The organism is Ruegeria intermedia (assembly GCF_900129345.1).
GTDB lineage: Bacteria > Pseudomonadota > Alphaproteobacteria > Rhodobacterales > Rhodobacteraceae > Ruegeria > Ruegeria intermedia.
The window spans coordinates 21123-44060 of sequence record NZ_FQVK01000014.1 but is presented as its reverse complement, the minus strand read 5'-3'; the positions used below and the strand labels follow the sequence as shown (position 1 = coordinate 44060).

Genomic DNA, 22938 nt, shown 5'->3' with positions numbered 1-22938 from the left:
GCATGGGCCGCCGCAGGCGGCGCATTCAGGGCGCGCCGCCTGACAGCGGGAGCAATCAGCCGTCCTTGCGGATGGTCTCGTTCTTGGGATCATAGGGGCTGTCGCAGGTCACGACCGCATCCCACAGCTTGTCGAACATCTTGACCTTCAGCTTCGTGCCCTCCACGGCCAGCTCGGGCTTGACGTAGCCCATGCCGATCGATTTCTCGAATGCCACCGAGTAGCCGCCCGAGGTCAGACGGCCCACACGCTCGCCTTCGGGCGTATAGAGCGCCTCGCGGCCCCACGGGTCGGCATCCTCGGGCCCGTCGATCAGCAGGGTGCAGCATTTCACCCGCACGCCGGTCTCGATCAGCTTGTCCTTGCCGTGGAACTCCTTGTCCAGATCGACGAAACGCGGCAGGTCGGCCTCGAGCGGGGTGGCGTCGCGGCCCAGTTCGGTGCCGAAGGCGCGATAGGATTTCTCCTGCCGCAGCCAGTTCTGCGCACGCGCACCGACCAGCTTCATGCCGTGCTTCTCGCCGGCCTGTTCCAGCAGGTCGAACAGGTAGTTCTGCATCTCGATCGGGTGGTGCAGCTCCCAGCCCAGTTCGCCGGTATAGGCCACGCGGATCGCATTGACCGGGCACATGCCCAGTTCGATCCGGCGGGCCGACAGCCACGGGAAACGCTTGTTCGACAGGGCGGTTTCGGGCTCGGCGTCCTTGATGACCTCTTTCAGCACGTCGCGCGATTTCGGCCCGGCGATGGCGAAGACGCCCCACTGGGTGGTCACGTCCTGGATCTCGATGTAGCCGAACTCGTCCATCTTGTCCTCGGCCGCCTTGCGCAGGAAGTCGGCGTCATACTCGGTCCAGGCACCGGCCGAGACGAGGTAATACTCGTGCTCTTTCAGGCGAACGATGGTGTATTCGGTGCGGGTGGTGCCGTGATCGGTCAGCGCATAGGTCAGGTTGATGCGGCCGACCTTGGGCAGCTTGTTGCAGGTGAACCAGTCGAGGAACTGGGTCGCACCCGGCCCTTTGACGATGTGCTTGGTAAAGGCGGTGGCGTCGATCAGGCCGACGCCGTTACGGATCGCCTTGGCCTCTTCCACGGCATATTGCCACCAGCCGCCGCGGCGGAAGCTGCGGGCGTCGTGGTCGAAATTCTCGGGCGCATCCAGCGGGCCAAAGTAGTTCGGACGTTCCCAGCCGTTGACCCAGCCGAACTGCGCGCCGCGCGCCTTCTGGCGGTCATAGGCCGGGGCGGTGCGCAGCGGGCGGCAGGCCTCGCGCTCTTCGTCCGGGTGGTGCAGGATGTAGATGTGCTCGTAGCACTCCTCGTTCTTGCGGGCCGCGAACTCGGTGGTCATCCAGTTGCTGGAATAGCGTTTCGGGTCCAGCGAGGCCATGTCGATCTCGGCCTCGCCCTCGACCATCATCTGCGCCAGGTAATAGCCGGTGCCGCCGGCGGCGGTGATGCCGAACGAGAAGCCCTCGGCCAGCCACATGTTGCGCAGACCCGGCGCGGGGCCGACCAGCGGGTTGCCGTCGGGGGTATAGCAGATCGGGCCGTTGAAATCGTCCTTGAGACCAACGGTTTCCGTGGACGGAATCCGGTGGATCATGCTCATGTATTCCTCTTCGATCCGCTCGAGATCCAGCGGGAAGAGGTCGGCGCGGAAGCTGTCGGGCACGCCATATTCGAACCGGGCCGGCGCGTTGCGCTCGTAGGGGCCCAGGATCCAGCCGCCGCGTTCCTCGCGGACATACCACTTGGCGTCGGCGTCGCGCAGAACCGGATGCTCGGGGTTGCCGGCCTCGCGGAACTTGACCAACTCGGCATCGGGTTCGGTGACGATGAACTGATGCTCGACCGGGATCGCGGGAATCTTGATCCCCAGCATCCGCGCCGTGCGCTGCGCGTGGTTGCCCGAGGCGGTCACCACATGTTCGGCCGAGACCACGATCTGCTCGTCCGACGGGACCAGGTTGCCGCCCTTTTCGACCATCTTGGTCAGGGTCACGTCCCAGTGGTCGCCTTTCCATTCAAAGGCGTCGGCCTGCCACTTGCGCTCGATCGTCACGCCGCGCTGACGGGCGCCCTTGGCCATCGCCATGGTCACGTCGGCCGGGTTGATGTAGCCGTCGGTCGGGTGATAGATCGCGCCGACCAGGTCCTCGGTCCGCACCAGCGGCCAACGCTCCTTGATCTGGGCCGGGCTCAGCCATTCATAGGGCACGCCACAGGTCTCGGCGGTCGAGGCGTAGAGCATGTATTCGTCCATACGCTCCTGCGTCTGGGCCATGCGCAGGTTGCCCACCACCGAGAAGCCCGCATTCAGACCCGTTTCCGCCTCGAGCGTCTTGTAGAAGTCCACCGAATACTTGTGGATGTGGGTCGTCGCGTAGGACATGTTGAACAGCGGCAGCAGACCCGCCGCGTGCCAGGTGGACCCCGCAGTCAGTTCGTCGCGTTCGATCAGCATGACATCGTCCCAGCCCGCCTTGGCCAGGTGATAGGCAATCGACGTGCCGATGGCGCCGCCGCCAACGATCAATGCTTTGACTTGGGTTTTCATGTGCCCGCTCTCCGGATTGAGTCTGTTTGGCAAGGTTTATGCCCAAGCGCATGGCAAACCGCCAAGTCCATCCGACGCAAAACGGTACAAAACCGACCTGCGCGCCCTCAGCGCCGGAGAATACTCGGCAAAACGGGAAGTTCGGGGGCCCGACGGCCGATGAAGCGCCGAAGCCGCGTCACCTGTTCCCGACTGCCTTTGCCAGGACCGACCATCCGGTTCAGATCAGACGATCTTGCCCGGGTTCATGATGTCGTGCGGGTCCAGCGCGGCCTTGATCGCCCGCATGCAATCGACGGCCGACCCAAGTTCCCGCACCAAGTAAGGCTTCTTGCCCTGCCCGATCCCGTGCTCGCCCGTACACGTTCCCTCCATCGAGATGGCCAGATCGTTCAGCCAGCCGACGAAATCCTCGGCCTTGGCGACCTCGTCCGGATTGTCGATGTCGATCAGCAGCAGCGTGTGGAAATTGCCGTCGCCGACGTGGCCCACGACGGGCGCCAACAGGCCAAGCTCTGCTGCCTTGTCCTGCGCCGCGGTCACGCATTCCGCCAGGCGCGAAATCGGCACGCAGACATCGGTCGAGATCCCGCGCGCGCCCGGCCGCAACTGCAACGAGGCCCAGTACATGTCGTGCCGCGCCTGCCACAGCTTGTTGCGCTCTTCCACGGTGGCGGTTGCCGCGAACCCGGTCCCACCGAATTCGTCGGCGATGTCGCCGAAAGTCTCGGCCTGTTCGGCGGCGCCCGCGTCCGAGCCGTGGAATTCGAGCAGCAGCAGCGGTGTCTCGGGCAGATCGAGGCCGGAATAGGCATTGGCGGCCCGGACGGACAGTTGGTCCAGCAGTTCGATCCGCGCCACCGGCACGCCGTATTGGATGGTGGCCATCACCGCCTGGCAGGCCGCATCGACCGACGGAAAGGAACACCGCGCCGCGGTGATCGCCTCGGGGATTCCATGCAGGCGCAAGGTCAACTGGGTGATCACCCCCAGCGTGCCCTCGGCGCCGATCAGCAACCGGGTCAGGTCATACCCGGCCGAGGATTTCTTTGCGCGGTGCCCGGTGCGGATGATCCGGCCGTCGGGCATGACGGCTTCCAGGCTCAGGACATTGTCCTTCATCGTCCCGTAGCGCACCGCGTTGGTGCCGGATGCCCGCGTTGCGGCCATGCCGCCAAGCGAGGCATTCGCACCCGGATCGATGGGAAAGAAAAGCCCCTTGTCGCGCAGGTGGGTGTTCAACTGCTCACGCGTGACACCGGGCTGGACGATGCAGTCCAGATCGCCCTCGTTCACGGCCAGAATCCGGTTCATCTGACCCAGATCGATGCAGACCCCGCCCGCCGGCGCGTTCACATGCCCTTCCAGCGACGTGCCCGTTCCGAACGGAATGACCGGCACCTTGTGCGCGGCGCAAGTGGCAACGATTGCGGCCACTTCTTCGGTCGAGGTGGCAAAGATCACTGCATCCGGGCTCTGGTTCTCGATCCAGGTCGTGGTGTGCCCGTGCTGCTCGCGCACCGAGCCGCCGGTTTGCAAACGGTCGCCGAAACGCTGCTTGAGAATGCCGATCGCGGTCTCGATCCCCGCCGCGTTTCTCTCCAATGTGGCTGCACGGCCCATGGCATCCCCCCTTTTTTGATCCAGTCTGCGCAAAGCGTTTCAATGACTAGATTGCCCGCACGCGGCGGGCAATCCCCGGCCCCTGCGACGTGATCACTCGCCCAGCGCGATCCCCTCGCGCCGGGGGTCCGCGCCGCCGCGCAACCCGTCGCGGATCTCGATCGCATGCAGGCCCGATGTCAGATCCCGCGCGTTCACCTCGAAGCCCAGTTCGGTCAGCGCATCGGCAAGCCCTTCGGCCTCGGTGCCGGCTTCGACGTCATAGGTGCCGAAGCGGTTGACCAGATGCGGCAGGGCGACCGCCTGCTGCACGTCCATGTCCCAATCGGCCCAGGCAATGATGGATTTGGCCACATAGCCGATGATCCGGCTGCCGCCGGGCGACCCGATCGCCAGAACCGGCGCTCCGTCCTGCAGGACGATGGTTGGGCTCATCGACGACCGGGGACGCTTGCCCGGCTCCAGCCGGTTGGCGATGGGCACGCCGTCCCTGTGGGTGCGGAACGAAAAATCGGTCAGTTCGTTGTTCAGCAGGAACCCGTTGGTCATCAGGCGCGAGCCGAACCCGTTCTCGATGGTCGTGGTCATCGACAGGACGTTGCCATCGGCATCGACGATGGAAATGTGCGAGGTCGAGGGCAGTTCGATCGAATCATCGTCGGCCCATTTCAGGGCGTGATCGAATTCGGGCATTCCCGGCGCAACTTCGGTCAGGGCCGCGGGGCCGGTCAGCAATGCGGCGCGCGCCGACAGATAGGCCGGATCGACCAACCCCTGCGTGGGCATGGGCACAAAATCGCTGTCGGCCATGTACCGGCCCCGATCCGCGAAGGCCAGGCGCGAGGCATCGCCGATCAACCGCCAGGCCTCGGCGCTGTCAGGGCCCAGCGCCGCCAGATCGAACCCGTTCAACAGCCCCAGGATCTGCCCCACCGTCAGCGCGCCCGAGGACGGCGGCCCCATGCCGCAGACTTCATAGGCGCGATATTCAGCGCAGACCGGTTCGCGTTCGATCACCTGATACAGCGCCAGATCCGCCCCCGACAGGACACCCGGGTTGCCCGGTGCGTTGCGGACGGTGCGGACGATATCCGCCGCGATCTCGCCGCCATAGAAACCAGCGGCCCCCTCGCGGGCCAGAATGCGCAGGGTCCGGGCGTAGTCGGGGTTGGTCAGCCGCTGGCCTTGCTGAATGGGCGTGCCGCCCGGAAGAAAGTAGTCCGCTGTTGCCGGGAACCGCGACAGGCGCTCGGCATCGGCGGCCACCAGACCGGCCAGCCGGGGCGAGACCGCGAAGCCTTCCTCGGCCAGACGGATGGCATCCTCGAACAGGCCGGGCCACGGCGTGCGCCCCCAGCGCCGGTGCGCGTCCTCCAGCAGCGCCGGTGTGCCGGGCGTACCGACCGACAACCCGCCCACAACCGCATCGAAGAACTTCAGCGGCTCGCCGTTTTCGTCCTGAAACAGGGTCGGCGTGGCAGCGCGCGGCGCGGTTTCCCGCCCGTCGAGTGTGGTCAAAGACCGCGTGGCGGCATCATACCAGACCAGGAACGCACCGCCGCCCAGGCCTGATGATTGCGGCTCGACCAACCCCAAAACAACTTGTACGGCGACCATCGCATCGGCCGCCGAGCCTCCGTTGCGCAGCACCCTGGCGCCCGCCTCGACCGCCAGAGGATTGGCTGCGGCCACCATCCAGTTCTGCGCCGAAACCGGCCGACCCGCCGCCTTGGCCTCGAGCGCGGCAACGGCCTGTTCGGTCAGCGCCTGAACCTGACCTTCCGAGGCGGCTTCGGGGGCCACGGCATCGGCGGCTTCCTGTGCAGTCAAGGGGCCGGCCAAAGCCAGCGCCGCAAGCGTCAATCCTGAAAACAAAACACGCATCCTCAAGTCCTCCCAAAAAAAATTTTGCTGTGGACCGCACATGGCGGGCCAAAAAAAAAATCTCGGCCGCGCGATGTCTGGCCGGGAGCAAATTCACAACATCGCGGGCACGACCTGATCGGGCGGGCGATGCCCATCTTCGAAGGTCTTGATGTTGATGATGACCTTTTCGCCCATCTCGATCCGGCCTTCCAGCGTGGCCGACCCCATATGCGGCAGCAACACGACGTTCGGCATCTGACGCAGGCGGGGGTTCACGTCGGTTCCGTGTTCATAGACATCCAGCCCGGCGCCCGCGATCTCGCCCGCGCGGATCATCCGGGTCAGCGCATTTTCATCCAGCACCTCGCCACGCGACGTGTTCACGATCACCGCGCTGGGTTTCATCAACTTCAACCGCCGCGCATTCATCAGGTGAAAGGTGGACGGGGTCGAGGGGCAGTTGATCGAGATCACGTCCATCCGCGCCACCATCTGGTCCAGGCTTTCCCAATAGGTGGCCTGCAACTCCTGTTCGATTTCGGGGCGCAGGCGACGACGGCTGTGATAGTGGATCTGCATGCCAAAGGCCGCGGCACGGCGCGCGACGGCTTGCCCGATACGCCCCATGCCCAGGATCCCCAGACGTCGCCCGCCGATGCGGCCGCCCAGCAAGGCGGTCGGCGCCCAGCCGGCCCAATCGCCCTTCTGCATGATCGAAAGCCCTTCGGGGATGCGGCGTGTCACCGCCAGTATCAGCGCCATGGTCATGTCGGCTGTATCATCGGTCAGCACGCCGGGGGTGTTGGACACCAGAATGCCGCGCTGTCTGGCGGTGGCGACGTCGATGTGGTCGACCCCGGCGCCGTAATTCGCAATCAGGCGCAGCCGTTCGCCGGCCTGGCCCAAAAGCCCCGCATCGATCGTGTCGGTGATCGTCGGAACCAAAACGTCGGCCTCTTTCACGGCGGCCACCAGTTCGTCGCGCGTCATGGGCGTGTCATCGTCCCGCAGCCTGACATCGAACAGCTCGCTCAGCCGTGTTTCCACCGCTTCGGGCAACCGTCGCGTTACGACAACACTCAGACGTTCTTTCGGCACCACTGCCCTCCTCCCGCTTTGCAATCCGACGCGCGCCATGGCATCGTGGCTTAGGATCAGTTGGGGCACAAGAACCCCCGGGGCTTCATCCCCACCTTTTTTTGAATCACGATCGACAGGCGTAAGAGCAGGCAGTGAGCGCTTTTTTCCGGCTGAGACGCCCGCTTCTGGGCATTGTGACAACGCTGTTCGGTGGTCTCGGCGTTTCTTTCGCCCATGCAGAGCAGCTCCGTGGCCCGGTCACCAACCTGCCGATTCCACGCTATGTCTCGATGAAGGCCGCCGAGGCCAACGTGCGCCGCGGCCCGTCGCTGACCCACCGGATCGACTGGGTGTTCAAACGGCGCGGCATGCCGCTGCAGGTGGTGGCCGAATACGGCAACTGGCGCAAGGTTCAGGACCATGACGGCGCCGGAGGCTGGGTGCATTATGCCCTGCTGTCGGGCGTTCGCACCGTTCTGGTCGAAACCGACATGCTGCCAGTGCGCGCCAGCCCCGATCCGGGCGCACTGATCAACGCGCGATTCGAATCCGGCGTGGTGGCCCGCCTGGGCAGTTGCAACATCGACTGGTGTCGCATTTCGGCCGGCGGCTATGGCGGCTGGGCACCCAAAAGCAACCTGTGGGGCGTGGACCCGGACGAAATCCGCGAATAACCCGGATCACAACGCGCCCCGGAAATAACCCGATATGGTTTTGACCGGCGCGGCGGGCACATCCTAATGCACACAATGCCCTGCGTTGGGCAGAATTTCGTGCCACCGTCCCGCTTCATCCGGGCAGAGTTTTTTTGAAACACCCGGTCCAAGCCGGCCACGATCCGATCTTCGGCGCCAAGGTCCGTCAGCACCAGCGCCCGTAGGTTTCGGATCTCGGTCGTGGCCTTGTGATTCGGTTCGGAATCCGCGTCGTCCGGCCGATCGGGTACCAATACAGAAAACAGGCGCGCACCGGAAGCATGTCGGTTGTGGGGCGGCAGTTTGAACGACACGAAACCAAGCCCGTTCTGGAGGCAAGTCGCCAACAGCCCCGCAGTGGTCCTGTCGCCAGTGTTCTGGCCCTGCGCGCGATCGAATCCCGGCATGCGGACCAGGCGAACACCCTTGTGCGCCGTCCAAATCGGATGATGGGGGCGTTCAGGATCGAAACCGAGTCCGCAAAACTGCCCGACCGGAAACAGGGCGGAGACATCACCGCCGCACACCTGGCGAGGCAGGTGCAAAAAAGTGTTCCTTCGTCCGATTTTTTTCCTCGAAAGCCCTTGAACCCCACAGACAACAATCGTAAGTAGCCGCTCACCGATGGGGTGTAGCCAAGTGGTAAGGCAGCGGTTTTTGGTACCGTGTATCGTAGGTTCGAATCCTACCACCCCAGCCACCTTTTCCAGACAGCGCAATGAAATCAACGACTTGGGTCGTCCTTCATCGCGCGCTGTGTCACAGTCCGAAGAAACTGTGACACAGACTGTAACACAAGACGTCGCGCGATATGCCCGCCGGGCCGTCGACTCGCGCCGTCGGAAACCCCGACATCGTGCCGGTCCCTACCTCCTCCGCCGGGGCCGGGTCTTCTACTTCAGAAAGCGATTGCCGACATGGGTCTCAAACAAGCATCCAAACCTGTTTCTGTGCCTTTCCCTCCGCACCGACCTTCCGCTCGAAGCCGTGAAGCGGGCCGCGAGGCTGCTCACTGCTCTTGAGCAGAAGGAACAAGACCTGATGGAAAAGAACACCGAAACCCTCACCGCAGCTGACACCAAGGCCCTGCTGACAGAGGTTCTGCGCGCGGAACTGGGCCGTATCCTGGCCGCACAGAACCAGGCAGGCGCGACTTCCGATGCGGAACTTGACCATCGCATCGCGGAGCTCGAAGAAGAGAACAGAATGCTGCGCCGGGCCGCGCGCAGTGAGAACTGGAACAGCGTTCAGGAACTTCTCGAGAAGGCGAGCCAGCTGATCGCGATCTCCCTCCCACAGCCAATTTCGAGCGACTTGGGGCGTCAGGCAAGTTCACTCAAGCGCCGGATCAACGATGTCGAACTCGACGTAATCGAGGGTGATGACGTCCGGCACGCAAGCCGTTCCCTTATCTCCGAGCAGGGCATTTCTGACTTTGACGCCTTCGTCAAAGCTCCCGTCCTGGTGTCCCGGGCCTTTGCGCAGGTGCGGGTGAATTACCCCAAGCCATCGATGCAGGGGAATATCAACGCACTGGAAAACCTCATGTTGGAGTTCTTCGGCGACATCCCAGTCACCGCGATCACCAAGGAGCGTCAGAAAGAGTTCTTCGCCTGGCAGGCCCGCTTGCCGCGGGTTCAGGGCAGAGCTCATGGCAAGAACCGTTTCAACAAGGTCGGCAAAATCCGCTCGAAATCTGAGGAAATCTCGGATGCCGATGCCCATGACATGATGGTGACCGAAGAGCTCAGGGAAAGAGATGACATCTCGGTTGCGGAAAAGCGGGCGCTTCTCGGCGAGAGACTGGTCCCAAGACGAACATTCGCCACAATCAAGCGGGATCGGGACGGATTGAACCGCTTATTCAAGAGCGCTGTCGACCTTGGCGTCGAGCCACCCGCAGTTCTGTCCTACAAGGAGATCGAACGCCATATTGCGGCCCAGGCACCAACAGACGAACTGTATGTGCGAGTCACAAAACCCAAGCTTCGTAAGCCGTGGACCGAAGAACGGCTGGCCAAGCTCCTGACCTCATCGATCTACACCGGGTGCCAGTCAAAACATCGGCGTTGGAAACGCGGTCCTCTGATTATTCGCGATGCGACCTATTGGGTGCCACTCATTGTCCTGACCATCGGATCCCGAATTGCCGAGATTTTGCTGCTGAAACGCAGTGACATCCTGTATCGCAATGGCCACTATTGCTTTGCGATTTCGAGTGGCCCCGCCGAACCTGGAAAAACCGAAGACAGCAGACGTGTCATCCCGATTCCGCAACTTCTTCTGGATCTGGGATTTGTCGAGTGGTTCCATGCGCTGCCCGAAGACCACGGCGTGCTCTTGTTCCCCGAGGCGGTCAAAAGATCATCAAACGGCGACGTCACAAGTGCCTTCGGCAAACATCTCCGCAGAATTTTCGACCACCTCGACCTTGGTGATTTCGACGAAGATTTCTACGCCATGCGCAAGACTTTCCATAGCATTCTGCGAAGCGAGGAAGTCAATGATGGGCAGCGCAAAGCTATTGCCGGGCATAGGCATGGCGACGTGCTGAATATCCACTACACGGCCCACCAAACAAAGGACCTGAAAGCTGCAGTGGACAAGGTCAACTTAAAGATCGAAATCGGTCGACGCAGACAATACGGTTTCCCGGTGATCAAAAGCTGCGCTCTCGCGAAGTCATCCGCTCTGGATGTTGAGGTAACCCTAAACGATCACTCGGAAGCCGCCAGCATCATCATCCGCGACAAGCAGTTGGTCGACCCCTTGTTCAAATATGACCAACGTTTGCAAAAAAAGGCGGAAGACCGGAAACACGCTGCGCGACAATTACGCGACATCATAGCTCAGCGACCACTTAACTTCCCCAAAAACACTCTGAAAAGAGCTGCTTTCGAGCACCTCATGGCATTGGCATGAAATTGTCTCCAGAACTCCGTGTCATAGGCTCATCTCTGCCAACCTATTGCGCTCTGCTTCAGGGGATTAAAGTGTGTTGTTTTCTTAATGACACCTCCGGGTTCCACGCCACCAATCCCCAATGATAGGGGGCCGCAACTTCCACACGAATTTGGGGAGGGTGCATTTCCACCCAAAGGATTGCAACTGGACGGCTAATTCTGTGGCTTTCATCTTGAAACCTCAGGGAATATGGGGATGCTCATTGAAAAAGTGCCGGCTTGGCCGGCACTACAATCACGGCAGGGGCAAATCATGCGCGCGTTTGAATTCGACGCATCAGTTTTGGACGAATATGCAAACTTTTCGCGGTCATTTTCCAAGATTCGCGCCGAGGATCTCGCTCGAGAGATCGACCGTCACTACGATGACGGGCACTTCTGGCCGGCCCCCCTCCTGTCGCTCAACCCGGCCTATGAACACGGCCCCTCGGTTGAAAAGCTGGCCGCTGAAGGCATTTTGGCGCCGGAAACCGCTGCCGTTTTTCGCAGCAATGGCGCACCGCTTCGTCTTCATCGGCACCAGGGAGAGGCAGTCGCCAAGGCCACAGCGGGTCAAAGCTTCGTGGTCACGACGGGCACCGGCTCAGGCAAATCTCTTTGCTTTTTCATTCCGATTATCGACCAAATCTTGAAGGCAAGAACCGACGGAGAGGCTGCACGCACCCGAGCAATCATTGTCTATCCGATGAACGCGCTCGCCAACAGCCAGCTTGGCGAAATCGAAAAGTTCGTCGATCAGTCGGACCTACCGGAGACAATGCGCCCAACTGTTGCTCGTTACACAGGGCAGGAATCCGAGGCAGAGCGAAAAACGGTAGCAGCAAATCCGCCGGACATCCTGCTGACCAACTACATGATGCTGGAGCTCCTGCTCACGCGCCAAGACGCCACCGATACTCGAGTCATACAGAACTGTCACGGCCTCGAGTTTATCGTTCTCGACGAATTGCACACCTACCGGGGGCGCCAGGGGGCAGACGTTTCCCTCCTCGTCAGGCGACTGAAGGACAAGTGCAGAAACAGCAAGGATCCTGTCTGCATCGGCACATCCGCGACCATGGCCAGCGAAGATGTCGCTGCAGAACCTCGTGAAGCTGTCGCTCGAGTGGCTTCGCGCATCTTCGGAACCAAGATTTCATCGGATGCCGTTATAACTGAGAGCCTGCGCCGCGCAACTCGCGACGATCTCAGCGCAGACTGGGCGCGTGAACGGTTAAAAGAAACATTGGCCAAGGAGATACCGGATCACCTTCCAGATTCCGAACTCCAGGAACATCCCCTGGCAGTTTGGGCAGAGCTCGAGCTGGGCATTGACGAAGCAAAATCCCGAGCGCGTCGCCCCCCTACTCCACTCGATGAGGCTGTATCCAAGTTGGCGGCCGACAGTAGTGTCAGCAAAGAAATCGCGGCCAAGCGACTGGCGGAGTTTCTTGCCCGAACAGCACTGCCGGAAACGGAACGAGGGGGCAGCGGTGGAGAAGCGTTCATGGCATTCAAGCTTCACCGGTTCATTTCCGGCGCGGGTGATGTTCTGACAACCCTCAAGTCAAGACCGCGAAACGTCTTGCTCGAGGGGCAGCGGCGAGACCCCAAAGACCCGAATGCACGGCTTTATCCGACGCGGTTCTGCCGAGCGTGCGGTCAGGAATACCATGTCATTTCACTTCACGAGCGGGGAGAAGGCCTCGTTGCCCTCCCTCGTGACATCGACGACACGCCATCATCGACACAAGCCGCAGAAGAGGAACCCGGCTACCTCACGCCCTTTGAGCCGGAAAATGACAACTTCTTGTTTTCCGGAGACATCGAAACCTTTCCCGAGGAATGGCGCGAGGAAAGGCGCGGCGTCTTCGTGCTGCGCCAGAACCGAAAGAAGCAGCAACCTCGGCTTGTCTCGGTCAGGCCCGACGGTCTGCTCGCGGAGGATGGCGCGCCGTTCTGGTTTCTCCCCGGGCGTTTCGGTTTCTGCTTGGCTTGCCACGACCAACCATCGCCACAAGCACGCGAACGCAACAAGCTCGGCGGGCTGTCGGCGGAAGGGCGTAGTTCCGCAACAACGACAATCGTCACGGCGATGCTGCGTGCAATGAGCCAACCTGAAACCGGAATCGAGGATGAGCACAAGCGCAAGACGCTCGGCTTTGGTGACAACCGCCAGGATTCCGCATTGCAAGCTGGACATTTCAACGACTCTGTCTTTGTCACACTACTCCGCGGCGCGATACTTCGGGCGGTGCTCGATGCGGGCGCCGGTGGGCTTGCAGACGACGAGTTCGGAACTAAGGTCCAAAAGGCGCTGGGGTATCTGCCCGAAAACAAGGATCTGCGCGCTTTCTGGATGGCTCATCCAGAGACCAAGGGCGCGACAGTCAACATTGCTGCCGGAACACTTGCCAAGGTTCTCGAACACCGCGTCTGGGCGGACATGCGACGTGGTTGGCGCTTCACCTACCCCAACCTGTTCGGGGTGGGCTTACTGCGGGCCGAGTTCATTGCCCTGGATGATTTTCTTCAGGACACGGAAATTCTTGCCGAGGCGCCAGACGTCTGGCGGAGACAGGATGCTTCCGCCCGGGAGGAAATCGCGCGTAAAATCCTCTCTGCGATGATGGAAGGGCTGGCGTTTGCAACCTCGGCGCTGGATCCGATGGAGACGGAACCCATGAAGGGGCGTGCACGCACGCTGCTATGTTCCCCTTGGTCCATCGACCCTCGTGAAGAGTTGCGCGGGCAAGCCGCGCTGGTATTGGATGCACCACCAAGGCGCGAACAATCCAAGCGAGACGACCTTCTGATCATGCGTGCAGGGTTCCGCAGCGGACTTGCCCGGAGCATCAACAAGGTTGGCTTGTTGGGAGAGCGCCTGCGCGAAGAGAACTATCACGGTCTTATGACCTGGCTCTTGGGCGCATTGGAGACGTGGGGGATCCTGCGCGCTGTCCGAACAACATCCGACCTTGATGGTTGGCAGATCATGCCAAGCGTGCTGCGCCTCCTGCCGGGACCAGCTGTCGCCGACGACGGCGCCGCTCAAAATTCCTATTTTCGAAATCTCTACCTCGACGTCGCCCGGGACCTGAAGGAGGGTCGCAGCGCGCTGATGGGGATGGAGTCGCGCGAACACACGGCACAAGTAACGGCGACGCAAAGGGAATGGCGGGAATGGCGGTTCCGCTACGGCGAACCCGACCAAAAAAAGATTGCGGAACACCGCGCCGAAATGATCAAGGACGGCGAAGGCACTTCATTCCTGCCAGCTCTTTTCTGCTCGCCAACCATGGAGCTTGGTGTCGATATCTCGTCCTTGAACGCCGTCTACCTTCGGAATGTGCCTCCCACGCCAGCCAATTATGCGCAGCGCGCAGGCCGCGCAGGCCGTTCTGGTCAGGCAGCAACGATCACTACCTACTGCGCGGCCCAAAGCCCCCACGACCAGTATTATTTCCGTCGCATTCCGGAAATGGTAGCGGGCAGTGTCCGTCCCCCCGCACTGGACTTGGCAAACGAAGACCTGGTGCGAGCTCATCTGCAAGCAATATGGCTGGCAGAAACCAAGTTTCCTCTCTCGGCCAATATTCCCGAGGTTCTCGACCTCGAGCAGGAAGGCCTGCCGCTACGCAATGACCTTAAGTCGGCGATCCTTGATCCCGCTGTCGTCAACCGCGCACGCCCGGCGATGAAGCACATAGTCGAAGCAATCCTTGAGCACTTTGACGGCCCCAAACCGGAGTGGCTCGAAGATGTGGACGCATGGGTGGAAGCGACCGCTGCGAACTCGGCCTCCGTATTCAATAAGTCGTTCGATCGGTGGCGCACCCTGCATGCGTCCGCTCATGCGCAACTGAAAGAAACTCAGGAGAAACTGCGCGGGGCCGGCCTGTCAGGGCGGGATCGAGCCCGGCTTGATGCGCAGGCTCAGTCTGCCAGTCAACAGATAGGGATCCTGGAGAATGGCAAGGCCAAGAACGGCTCTGATTTCTACACCTACCGGTATCTGGCGACCGAAGGCTTCCTTCCCGGTTACAATTTCCCCCGGCTACCTCTCTATGCCTTTGTGCCCTCAGGCGGGTCGGATAATCGCTCGGCCTTTCTGCAACGCGCGCGGTTCCTCGCGATCTCCGAGTTCGGACCTCGTAGCCTGATCTATCATGAAGGGCGTGCTTACCGCGTCCACAAGGCCAAGCTGCCACCAGGGGCTGTGTCTGCCGATGGGAAGTCGCTCGCTACTGAGAAGGTGTTTATTTGCCCCACTTGCGGTGCTGGCCATACCGTCGAACGTGAGCGCTGCCATGCATGCAACACCCCCATGGCCGGATGCCTCGCCATTCACAAGACACTCAGGATCGACAACGTCGAAACCCTGCCGGCAGAGCGCATTACTGCAAACGACGAGGAAAGGGTGCGCCAAGGTTTCGAGATCCGGACGGTGTTTTCATGGCCGGAGAGAAGTGGGCGCAAGGATCTGGCAGAATGCCGCCTTTCCCTTGATGGCGCGCTCTTCGCGACGCTGCAATATGCAAACTCCGCTGACATCATGCGGTTGAATCTTGGCCTGAAGCGCCGCTCCAACACAGATAGCCATGGTTTCCTGATCGATCCCAGCACTGGACGATGGGCCCGGTTGCAGGACGAAGTCAGTGAGGCGGACCGAGATCCCGATCAGACCTACCCAGATCGGATCGTTCCCATCGTTCACGACCGAAAGAACGCGCTCCTTATCCGTTTCGCGAGCCCGGAGGCTTGGTCATCCGCTGCGATCGCGACGGCACAGCACGCGCTCCTGCGTGGTATCGAAGTCGTTTTCCAGCTTGAGGAGGGTGAGATCCTCGGCGAACCCCTTCCGGACCGCGACCAGAGGCGGGCTATTCTGGTCTACGAAGCCACGGAAGGCGGAGCCGGTGTCCTGAGCCGAATGATGCGCGATCCGTCCCTGCTGGATCAGGTCGTCAGAGAAGCATTGAGCCTGATGCACTACGAAGGCGGCAAAGACGCTGTTGCCAAGCGCGACCGAAGCCTTCTGACCGACAAGGACGCGCCCTGCGTCGCTGGCTGTTACCGCTGCTTGCTTTCCTATTTCAACCAGCCGGATCATGATCTGATCGATCGCCAGGATGAAGAAGCGCTCGACCTCCTGATCTCTCTTGCCGCAGCCACACCAGAACTGGTCGAAACCACGACCGCAGGCGACGGCTGGGTCTCAACCTTCGAAGCTGCCGGAATGCGCGCTCCCGATAGCGAACCTTTGACCATTGGTGGTTCGGAAGTGCCGTATGTATGGCGCGAAGATACAGTCGCGGCTTTTCCGGGAAAGGTATCAGAGGAACTCAAAAAAGCTGCGGAACTGATGGGGTTTGACCTCTTCCAACTCCCCGACAACCCGGAACTTGGGATCCCGGAAGAATTGCGCAGTATTTTGGGAGGTGACGCATGACAGTGAACTTCGCACCCGGAGATCTCGTTCACGCACGAGGAAGAGAATGGGTAGCCCTTCCTTCCCCTAAGGATGGGTGGTTGCATTTGCGCCCCCTTTCCGGCTCGGAAGGCGACGCGACACTACTCATCCCGGATCTCGAACTCACGCCCCCCAAGCCGGCACGATTTGAATTGCCACATGATGCACGCCCCGCTGTCCAAGCAACGGCAGAACTTCTCTCCGAGGCATTGCGGCTGTCCCTTCGACGAGGGGCCGGCCCCTTCCGCTCGGCTGCCAGCCTGAACTTCGAGCCGCGCTCCTATCAGTTGGTGCCGCTCCTGATGGCACTCAGGCTCGAAACACCTCGGCTGCTGATCGCTGACGATGTCGGCATCGGCAAAACCATTGAGGCCGGGCTGATCCTGCGTGAGTTTATGGATCGCGGCGAGGTAGAGGCATTCTCTGTGCTTTGCCCACCGCATCTGGTGGAACAATGGACGCGCGAACTGAAGGACCGGTTCGGCATCGACGCGACCACCGTGACCGCCGCTTCGGCAGCCCGGCTCGAACGTGGCCTGCCGATCTCCCAATCGCTTTTTGACGCGCACCGCCATACGGTGGTCAGCCTTGACTACATCAAATCGGAAAAACGCCGGGATGCCTTCGCCCGCGCTTGTCCAGGTTTTGTCATCGTGGACGAGGCGCATTCATGCGTCGGAACGCACAAGGGAAAACAGCAACGCTTTGCTCTATTGCGAGGACTTGCCCAAAACATGGATCGGGCAATGGTCATGTTGACGGCCACTCCCCATTCCGGCGACGAAGATGCCTTTGCGCGGCTTCTCTCGTTGATCCAGCCGGAATTCGGGTCGCTCAACTTCGAGGATGAAAAATACCGCGAACGACTGTCGCGCCATTTCGTGCAACGCCGCCGCAGAGATCTGACCGAAGATTCCTGGCAGGAAGCGTCGGCATTCCCGCGGCACCTGACCCGTGAAGAACCTTACGACCTGTCTCCGGATCATCGCGCGTTCCACGAGGCTGTGCTCGACTACTGCTTCGGGGTGGTCGAAAAAGCCGGGTCAGAGCAGCGCGAACGGCGCTTGGCCTTCTGGGGAACGCTTGCGCTGATGCGGTGCGTCGGCTCTTCGCCAGCGGCTGCATTGTCAGCCCTGCGCAATCGCGCCGGTCTTGAGGAAGATCGCCTCGAACCCCAGCTCTATGACGAGGACGGCGACGACGAAGACGCCGTCGATGTGGAGCCAACTCCACTGGAAATAGAGGATTCCGCTCTGGCAGACCTGATCGCCCGGGCCGACGCTTTGACAACAACATCAGACCCCAAGGCCGAGCGTCTTAAGAAGATCTTGGCACCTTTGGTGAAGGAGGGGGCATGCCCGGTCGTCTTCTGCCGGTATATCGCCACGGCGGAACATGTAGGCCAGATACTCCGTTCGGCATTCCCGAAGGCGCGTGTCGAGGTGGTCACGGGGCTTTTGACGCCGGATGAGCGCCGGGACCGGGTCACCGAAATGACCGAGGATCCATCGCGCATTCTGGTCGCCACGGATTGCCTTTCGGAAGGTATCAACCTCCAGCTCTTGTTCGACACGGTGGTTCACTATGACCTCAGTTGGAACCCGACCCGGCACCAACAGCGGGAAGGCCGTGTGGACCGCTTCGGCCAACCGTCGCCGACTGTTCGATCTATCCTGATGTATTCCCCGGACAGCGCGATCGACGGGGCTGTGCTTGATGTGATCCTGCGCAAGGCCGAAGCTATCCGTAAGGCGACGGGTGTGACTGTGCCGCTGCCGGATGAGCGGGGTCCCGTGACCGACGCGCTCATGGCCGCGATGCTGCTCAAGCGGCAGGACCGCCGCCAATACGACTTCCTCGACACGCTCACCCAAGGGCAGCGAGAGGTTGAGGCAATGTGGCGGGATGCCGAGGAGAACGAGAAGAAATCTCGCTCCCGGTTTGCCCAGAACGCGCTGAAACCCGAGCATGTAACTCCAGAATGGGACAAGACCCGCGACGTGATCGGAGATCCGACCGCCGCCCGGGAGTTCATTTCCCGGGCGATGTCCCGGTTCGACACCCCGATCACTCGAAAAGGCGGCTTGGTTCACGCTTCAATGGACAGCCTGCCGCACATCCTGCGGGAACGGCTTGCTGAGCGCGGTCTGAAGGGCACCGTGCGCCTTGCCGAGAAGGAGCCGGCCCCCTCCGGCACGGCACTTGCAGGGCGGGCACACCCGCTTGTGGCAACGCTCTCCGAATCTCTACTTGAAGCCGCGCTTGAGCCAGATGCCCTGCCCGGACTTGAGATCGGGCGCGTCGGCGCTTGGTCAACGCCTGCCGTAAAAACCGTGACAACGGTTGTCCTTGCTCGTCTACGCTTCAAGATCACAGTGCATGCGCGATCTGGAAGACTGCTTCTCGCCGAGGAAGCAGCCCTGATCGCCGTTGGCCCCGACGGCCGCACCCTATCCGGCCAGGCGGTCCGGGACATGCTGTCAACGACGGCATCCGGGGACCTCACCCCCGCCGCACGGGATCGCCAGGTCCAGAAGGCGCGTGAACGCCTCGACTCCCTCATGGCCGGCCCCATCGCGGACCATGTTCGGGCCCGCGCAGAGGAATTGGCCGATGATCATGGGAGAGTTCGCTCGGCCATCAAGGGCATTTCGCGGGTCAGCGTCGATCCGGTCTTGCCGCCAGATATCATCGGACTGTTCGTATTGATCCCGGGGGACGTGTGATGGCACGCAAGACGACTCACAGCGCCACGTTCCCTTCCCTCACGGTCGAGGGCAACCTGCTGACGTCCGCCATGCTCGGCGCGATTTATTCGCTCGAGGCGGAAGAGCAATCGCCCGAGGCCTACAGGGTCCGCAAGGGCCTGTCCCTTCGCGACGAGTTCTCCCTGTCCTTCCGCGTAGCCCAAGCGCATTTCGACAAGTTCGCCAAGATTGAAACACCCACAGCTCGCGCCACCAAGACTTTCATCCAGGGGCTTCTGAGCGAGGCGTTCGGCTTCGACGATCTGACCGAGGCGTCGCTCCCGCTTGCCCTGATAGCCGGCGCCGACCGGGTGCCGGTCGTCGTTGTCCCCACTTCTGACGAACTCGACAAGGCCTCCGATGCCCTGTCGCATGACCGCCGCCGCTCAGCCGCCTTCGCTTTGCAGGACTATCTCAACGACCGCGAGGAAGCGCTTTGGGGCCTGGTCACCAACGGGCGCAAGCTGCGGCTGATGCGGGACAACGCCTCACTCACCCGCCCGGCCTATATCGAGGCCGACCTCGCCCAAATCTTCGAGACCGAGGACATCGCCTCCTTCGCAACGCTCTGGCTGCTGATCCACCGCACACGCTTTGGCAAGACAGGCACACCGGCCACCGACTGCGCGCTCGAGCGTTGGCGCGACTCCGGTGCGCGCGAGGGCGAAGCAGCACGCGACCGTCTGGCCGTGCAGGTCGAGGACGCGCTTCGCACCCTCGGTTCCGGTTTCCTGGCCGAAAACCCGGAGTTGCGTGCCCGCATCCAGTCGGGCGAGCTGAAACTGACCGACTTCTTCAACGAACTCCTAAAACTCGTCTACCGCCTGATCTTCCTCATGGTGGCCGAGGATCGCAGCCTCCTGCATCCCGACAGCGCCAGCGCCCCGGCCCGCGAGGTCTTCGAGCGCGGCTATTCGCTTCGGATGCTGCGCCAGTTCGCCCTCCGCCGCAGCGCCTGGGACCGGCACCACGACCGCTTCGAGGGGATGAAAATCATCTTCTCTGCACTGTCCGAGGGCGAGAAGCGTCTCGGCCTGCCCGCGCTCGGCGGCCTCTTTGCCAAGGGCCAGATGCCGGACCTGCGCGCTGCCCGACTGCCCAACCGCGCCTTCCTCGAGGCGATCTTCAAGCTCGGCTGGCTCCGGCAGGACGGAACCCTCGTCCCGGTCAACTGGCGCGCGATGGAGACCGAGGAACTGGGCTCAGTCTATGAATCCCTGCTTGAACTTCAGCCGCAGGTCGAAACCGATGGCCGCACCCTGACCTTCGCCACCGACGTGGCCGAGCAAAAAGGCAACCAGCGCAAGACCACAGGCTCTTACTACACGCCGGACAGCCTGGTGCAGGCGCTCCTGGATACCGCGCTCGACCCGGTGCTCGACCGGACCGAGGCCGAAGCGGAAGATCCCGCCGACGCGCTATTGAACCTCACCGTCATCGATCCGGCCTGCGGATCCGGCCACTTCCTGCTGGCCGCCGCCCGCCGCATCGCCACCCGCGTTGCGCGTCACCGCGCCGAAGGCACCCCCTCGGCCGCGGATTTCCGCCATGCCCTGCGTGACGTGGCCCGGCGCTGTATCCACGGGGTGGACCGCAACCCTATGGCCGTGGAACTGACCAAGGTCGCGCTGTGGATCGAGACGGTGGACCCGGGCCTGCCGCTTGGCTTCTTCGATGCGCAGATCCGCTGCGGTGACGCGCTGCTCGGCGTGTTCGACATGAAGGTGCTGGAAGACGGCATCCCAGACGATGCCTACAAGCCGCTGACCGGTGACGACAAGGACGTCGCCAAATTCTACCTCAAGGCCAACCGCGACGCGAAATCGGGCCAGGGCAGTCTCGACTTTACCGGCGGCCCCTCGACCCTACCGACCGCGCCGATGGCGGCCGAGTTCGCCGATCTGCGCGACCTGCCCGAGGAAACAGTGGCCGATATCGAGGCCAAGAAATCCGCATGGAAATCTCTGCGCCAGAAACAGGCGTTCCAGCGGGCGCGCATGGGCTGCAACCTCTACACCGCCGCCTTCCTGCTGCCGAAAACCGGCGAGGTGCCGCGCGGCGATGGCGAGCGCACGGTGCCCACATCCGAAGACGTCTGGCTGGCCGTGGGTCAGGGCAAGGGGCGGCGCAAGGTGATGGAAAACGCCCGCGCCGCCAGCCGCGCCCGCGCGCTGCACTGGCCGCTGGAATTTCCCGATGTCATGGCGCGCGGTGGCTTTGACGTGGTGCTGGGCAACCCGCCGTGGGAGGTGATGCAACTATCTGACAAGGAATATTTCGCCGCCCGCAAGCCCGAGATCGCGGCCCTCGCCGGGGCCGCGCGCAAACGCGTCATCGAGGCATTGCGAGAGACCGACCCGCCCGCATGGGACGAGTTTGTTGCCGCCAAGCGCCAGTTCGATGCGGTCAACGAGTTTACCCGCGCCTCCGGGCGCTTTGATCTCACCGCCAAGGGCAAGGTGAACACCTACAGCCTATTCGCCGAACTCTTCGCCAATCTCGCCCGGGGCCGCGCCGGGGTCATCGTGCCCACCGGCATCGCCACCGACGCCACCACCGCGCCCTTCTTTGCCCATCTGGTGGAAACGAAACGTCTGGCGCGGCTGGTGGATTTCGAGAACCGCGCAGGGCTTTTCCCGGCGGTGGACAGCCGCATGAAATTCTGCCTACTCACCCTGGGGCGCGACGAGCCCACGGCGCATTTCGCCTTTTTCCTGACCGAACCGGCCCAAGTGGCCGAGCCCGAGCGCAACTTCACCCTCTCGCCCGATCAAATCGCTGCGATCAACCCCAACACCCGCACAGCACCCGTCTTCCGCTCCCGCGCCGATGCGGAGCTGACGGCGAAGATCTACAGAGGCGCCCCGGTGCTGATTGACGAGGGCAAGGGTGCAGCGGGCAACCCGTGGGGCGTGGAGTTCCGGCAGGGGCTGTTCAACATGACCTCCGACAGCGCCCTGTTCCGCACCGCCGCGCAGTTGCAGGCCGAGGGGTTTGAACGCTGTGGCACCGACTGGATCGCGACAGGCGCCCACCCCGCGCAAGGGTCGCTGGCGGTGGAGGGCACGGATACGACCAGCCTCGCGCTCACCGGCGGCGGCCCGCGCGGGCCACGGCGCTACGTGCCGCTTTACGAGGCGAAGATGGTGTCGTTCTTCGACCATCGGGCAGCGGGATACGGCGAACGCGGTGACGACCGCGGTTATCGCGTGCTACCCGAGACGACCTTGGACCAGCACCAAGACCCAGCTTTTGAGCCGGAACCCTACTATTGGGTTGAAAAGTCCGAACTGGAAGAGCGCCTTTCCTCAAGGACGAAGGCCGCTTGGCTTCTGGGCTTCAAGGACGTCACATCCGCCACGAACGAGAGAACGGCCATTTTTGCTATTATTCCGCGTGTAGGCGTCGGGCACACAATGCCTTTGATGTTCAGCGATCAGCCCGCAAACCAAGTTACCGGCCTATATGCCTCGCTGAATTCGATGGTCTGCGACTACACGGCTCGGATTAAGGTTGCGGGTCTCCACCTGACTTACGGCTACCTCAAGCAATTCCCCGTCCTCCCCCCCAGCTTCTACACCGAGCCCCGCCTCGGCTTCGTCACCAAGCGGGTGCTGGAACTCACCTACACCTCCCATTCCCTCGCCCCCTTCGCTCGCGACCTGGGCCATGACGGCCCGCCCTTCCCCTGGGACGAGGACCGCCGCGCCCATCTGCGCGCCGAGCTCGACGCCTTCTACGCCCGCGCCTATGGCGTGACCCGCGACGAGCTGCGCTACATCCTCGACCCGGCCGACGTGAAGGGCGAGGACTACCCCTCGGAAACCTTCCGCGTGCTGAAGGAAAAGGAAATCCGCGCATTCGGCGAATACCGCACCCGCCGCCTGGTGCTGGAGGCCTGGGACCGGATGGAGGCAAGCGGCGACTTCACCGCGATGGGGATGTAGCG

9 protein-coding genes and 1 tRNA gene are annotated in these 22938 nt (G+C 62.2%); 6 read left to right on the top strand and 4 right to left on the bottom strand.

The window, feature by feature from the left end; genetic code table 11:
- Positions 1–55: 55 nt before the first annotated feature.
- From F3H26_RS11270 to F3H26_RS11255, 4 genes are all read right to left on the bottom strand, one after another.
- Positions 56–2563: a GcvT family protein gene (locus tag F3H26_RS11270; protein ID WP_149776154.1), complete on the bottom strand. Its 2508-nt coding sequence runs from the start codon at positions 2561–2563 to the stop codon at positions 56–58.
- Between the two features lie 225 nt (positions 2564–2788).
- Positions 2789–4186 (bottom strand): FAD-binding oxidoreductase, encoded by a 1398-nt coding sequence (locus tag F3H26_RS11265; protein ID WP_149776153.1) that lies wholly within the window; start codon positions 4184–4186, stop codon positions 2789–2791.
- A 93-nt stretch (positions 4187–4279) separates the two neighbouring features.
- The gene (gene ggt / locus F3H26_RS11260) at positions 4280–6070 is read right to left on the bottom strand and encodes a gamma-glutamyltransferase (protein ID WP_149776152.1); all 1791 of its coding nucleotides are present in this window, start codon (positions 6068–6070) and stop codon (positions 4280–4282) included.
- Positions 6071–6163: 93 nt separating this feature from the next.
- A complete protein-coding gene (locus F3H26_RS11255; protein WP_149776151.1) occupies positions 6164–7150 on the bottom strand; it encodes a 2-hydroxyacid dehydrogenase in 987 nt (328 codons plus the stop codon).
- Between the two features lie 173 nt (positions 7151–7323).
- Here F3H26_RS11255 and F3H26_RS11250 point away from each other — a divergent pair, with 173 nt between their 5' ends.
- The 6 genes from F3H26_RS11250 (at position 7324) to F3H26_RS11225 (ending at position 22936) form a co-directional block, all read left to right on the top strand.
- Positions 7324–7806, top strand: a complete 483-nt coding sequence (locus F3H26_RS11250; RefSeq protein ID WP_223162490.1) for an SH3 domain-containing protein — start codon at positions 7324–7326, stop codon at positions 7804–7806.
- A 646-nt stretch (positions 7807–8452) separates the two neighbouring features.
- Positions 8453–8527, top strand: a tRNA-Gln gene (locus F3H26_RS11245).
- A gap of 56 nt (positions 8528–8583) precedes the next feature.
- The gene (locus F3H26_RS11240; RefSeq protein ID WP_316635436.1) at positions 8584–10749 is read left to right on the top strand and encodes a DUF6538 domain-containing protein; all 2166 of its coding nucleotides are present in this window, start codon (positions 8584–8586) and stop codon (positions 10747–10749) included.
- A 231-nt stretch (positions 10750–10980) separates the two neighbouring features.
- A complete protein-coding gene (locus F3H26_RS11235; RefSeq protein ID WP_223162487.1) occupies positions 10981–16221 on the top strand; it encodes a DEAD/DEAH box helicase in 5241 nt (1746 codons plus the stop codon).
- 80 nt (positions 16222–16301) lie between these two features.
- On the top strand, positions 16302–18968 hold the full coding sequence (locus F3H26_RS11230) for a DEAD/DEAH box helicase (RefSeq protein ID WP_223162486.1): 2667 nt from the start codon (positions 16302–16304) through the stop codon (positions 18966–18968).
- A complete protein-coding gene (locus F3H26_RS11225) occupies positions 18968–22936 on the top strand; it encodes an Eco57I restriction-modification methylase domain-containing protein (protein ID WP_149776149.1) in 3969 nt (1322 codons plus the stop codon). Before F3H26_RS11230 ends, F3H26_RS11225 begins: the two co-directional genes overlap by 1 nt.
- Positions 22937–22938 lie beyond the last annotated feature (2 nt).

Coding starts and splice junctions, on each gene's coding strand:
- F3H26_RS11270 (WP_149776154.1), bottom strand. CDS start 2,563: ATGAAAACCCAAGTCAAAGCATTGATCGTTGGCGGCGGCGCCATCGGC.
- F3H26_RS11265 (WP_149776153.1), bottom strand. CDS start 4,186: ATGGGCCGTGCAGCCACATTGGAGAGAAACGCGGCGGGGATCGAGACC.
- ggt (WP_149776152.1), bottom strand. CDS start 6,070: ATGCGTGTTTTGTTTTCAGGATTGACGCTTGCGGCGCTGGCTTTGGCC.
- F3H26_RS11235 (WP_223162487.1), top strand. CDS start 10,981: ATGGGGATGCTCATTGAAAAAGTGCCGGCTTGGCCGGCACTACAATCA.
- F3H26_RS11225 (WP_149776149.1), top strand. CDS start 18,968: ATGGCACGCAAGACGACTCACAGCGCCACGTTCCCTTCCCTCACGGTC.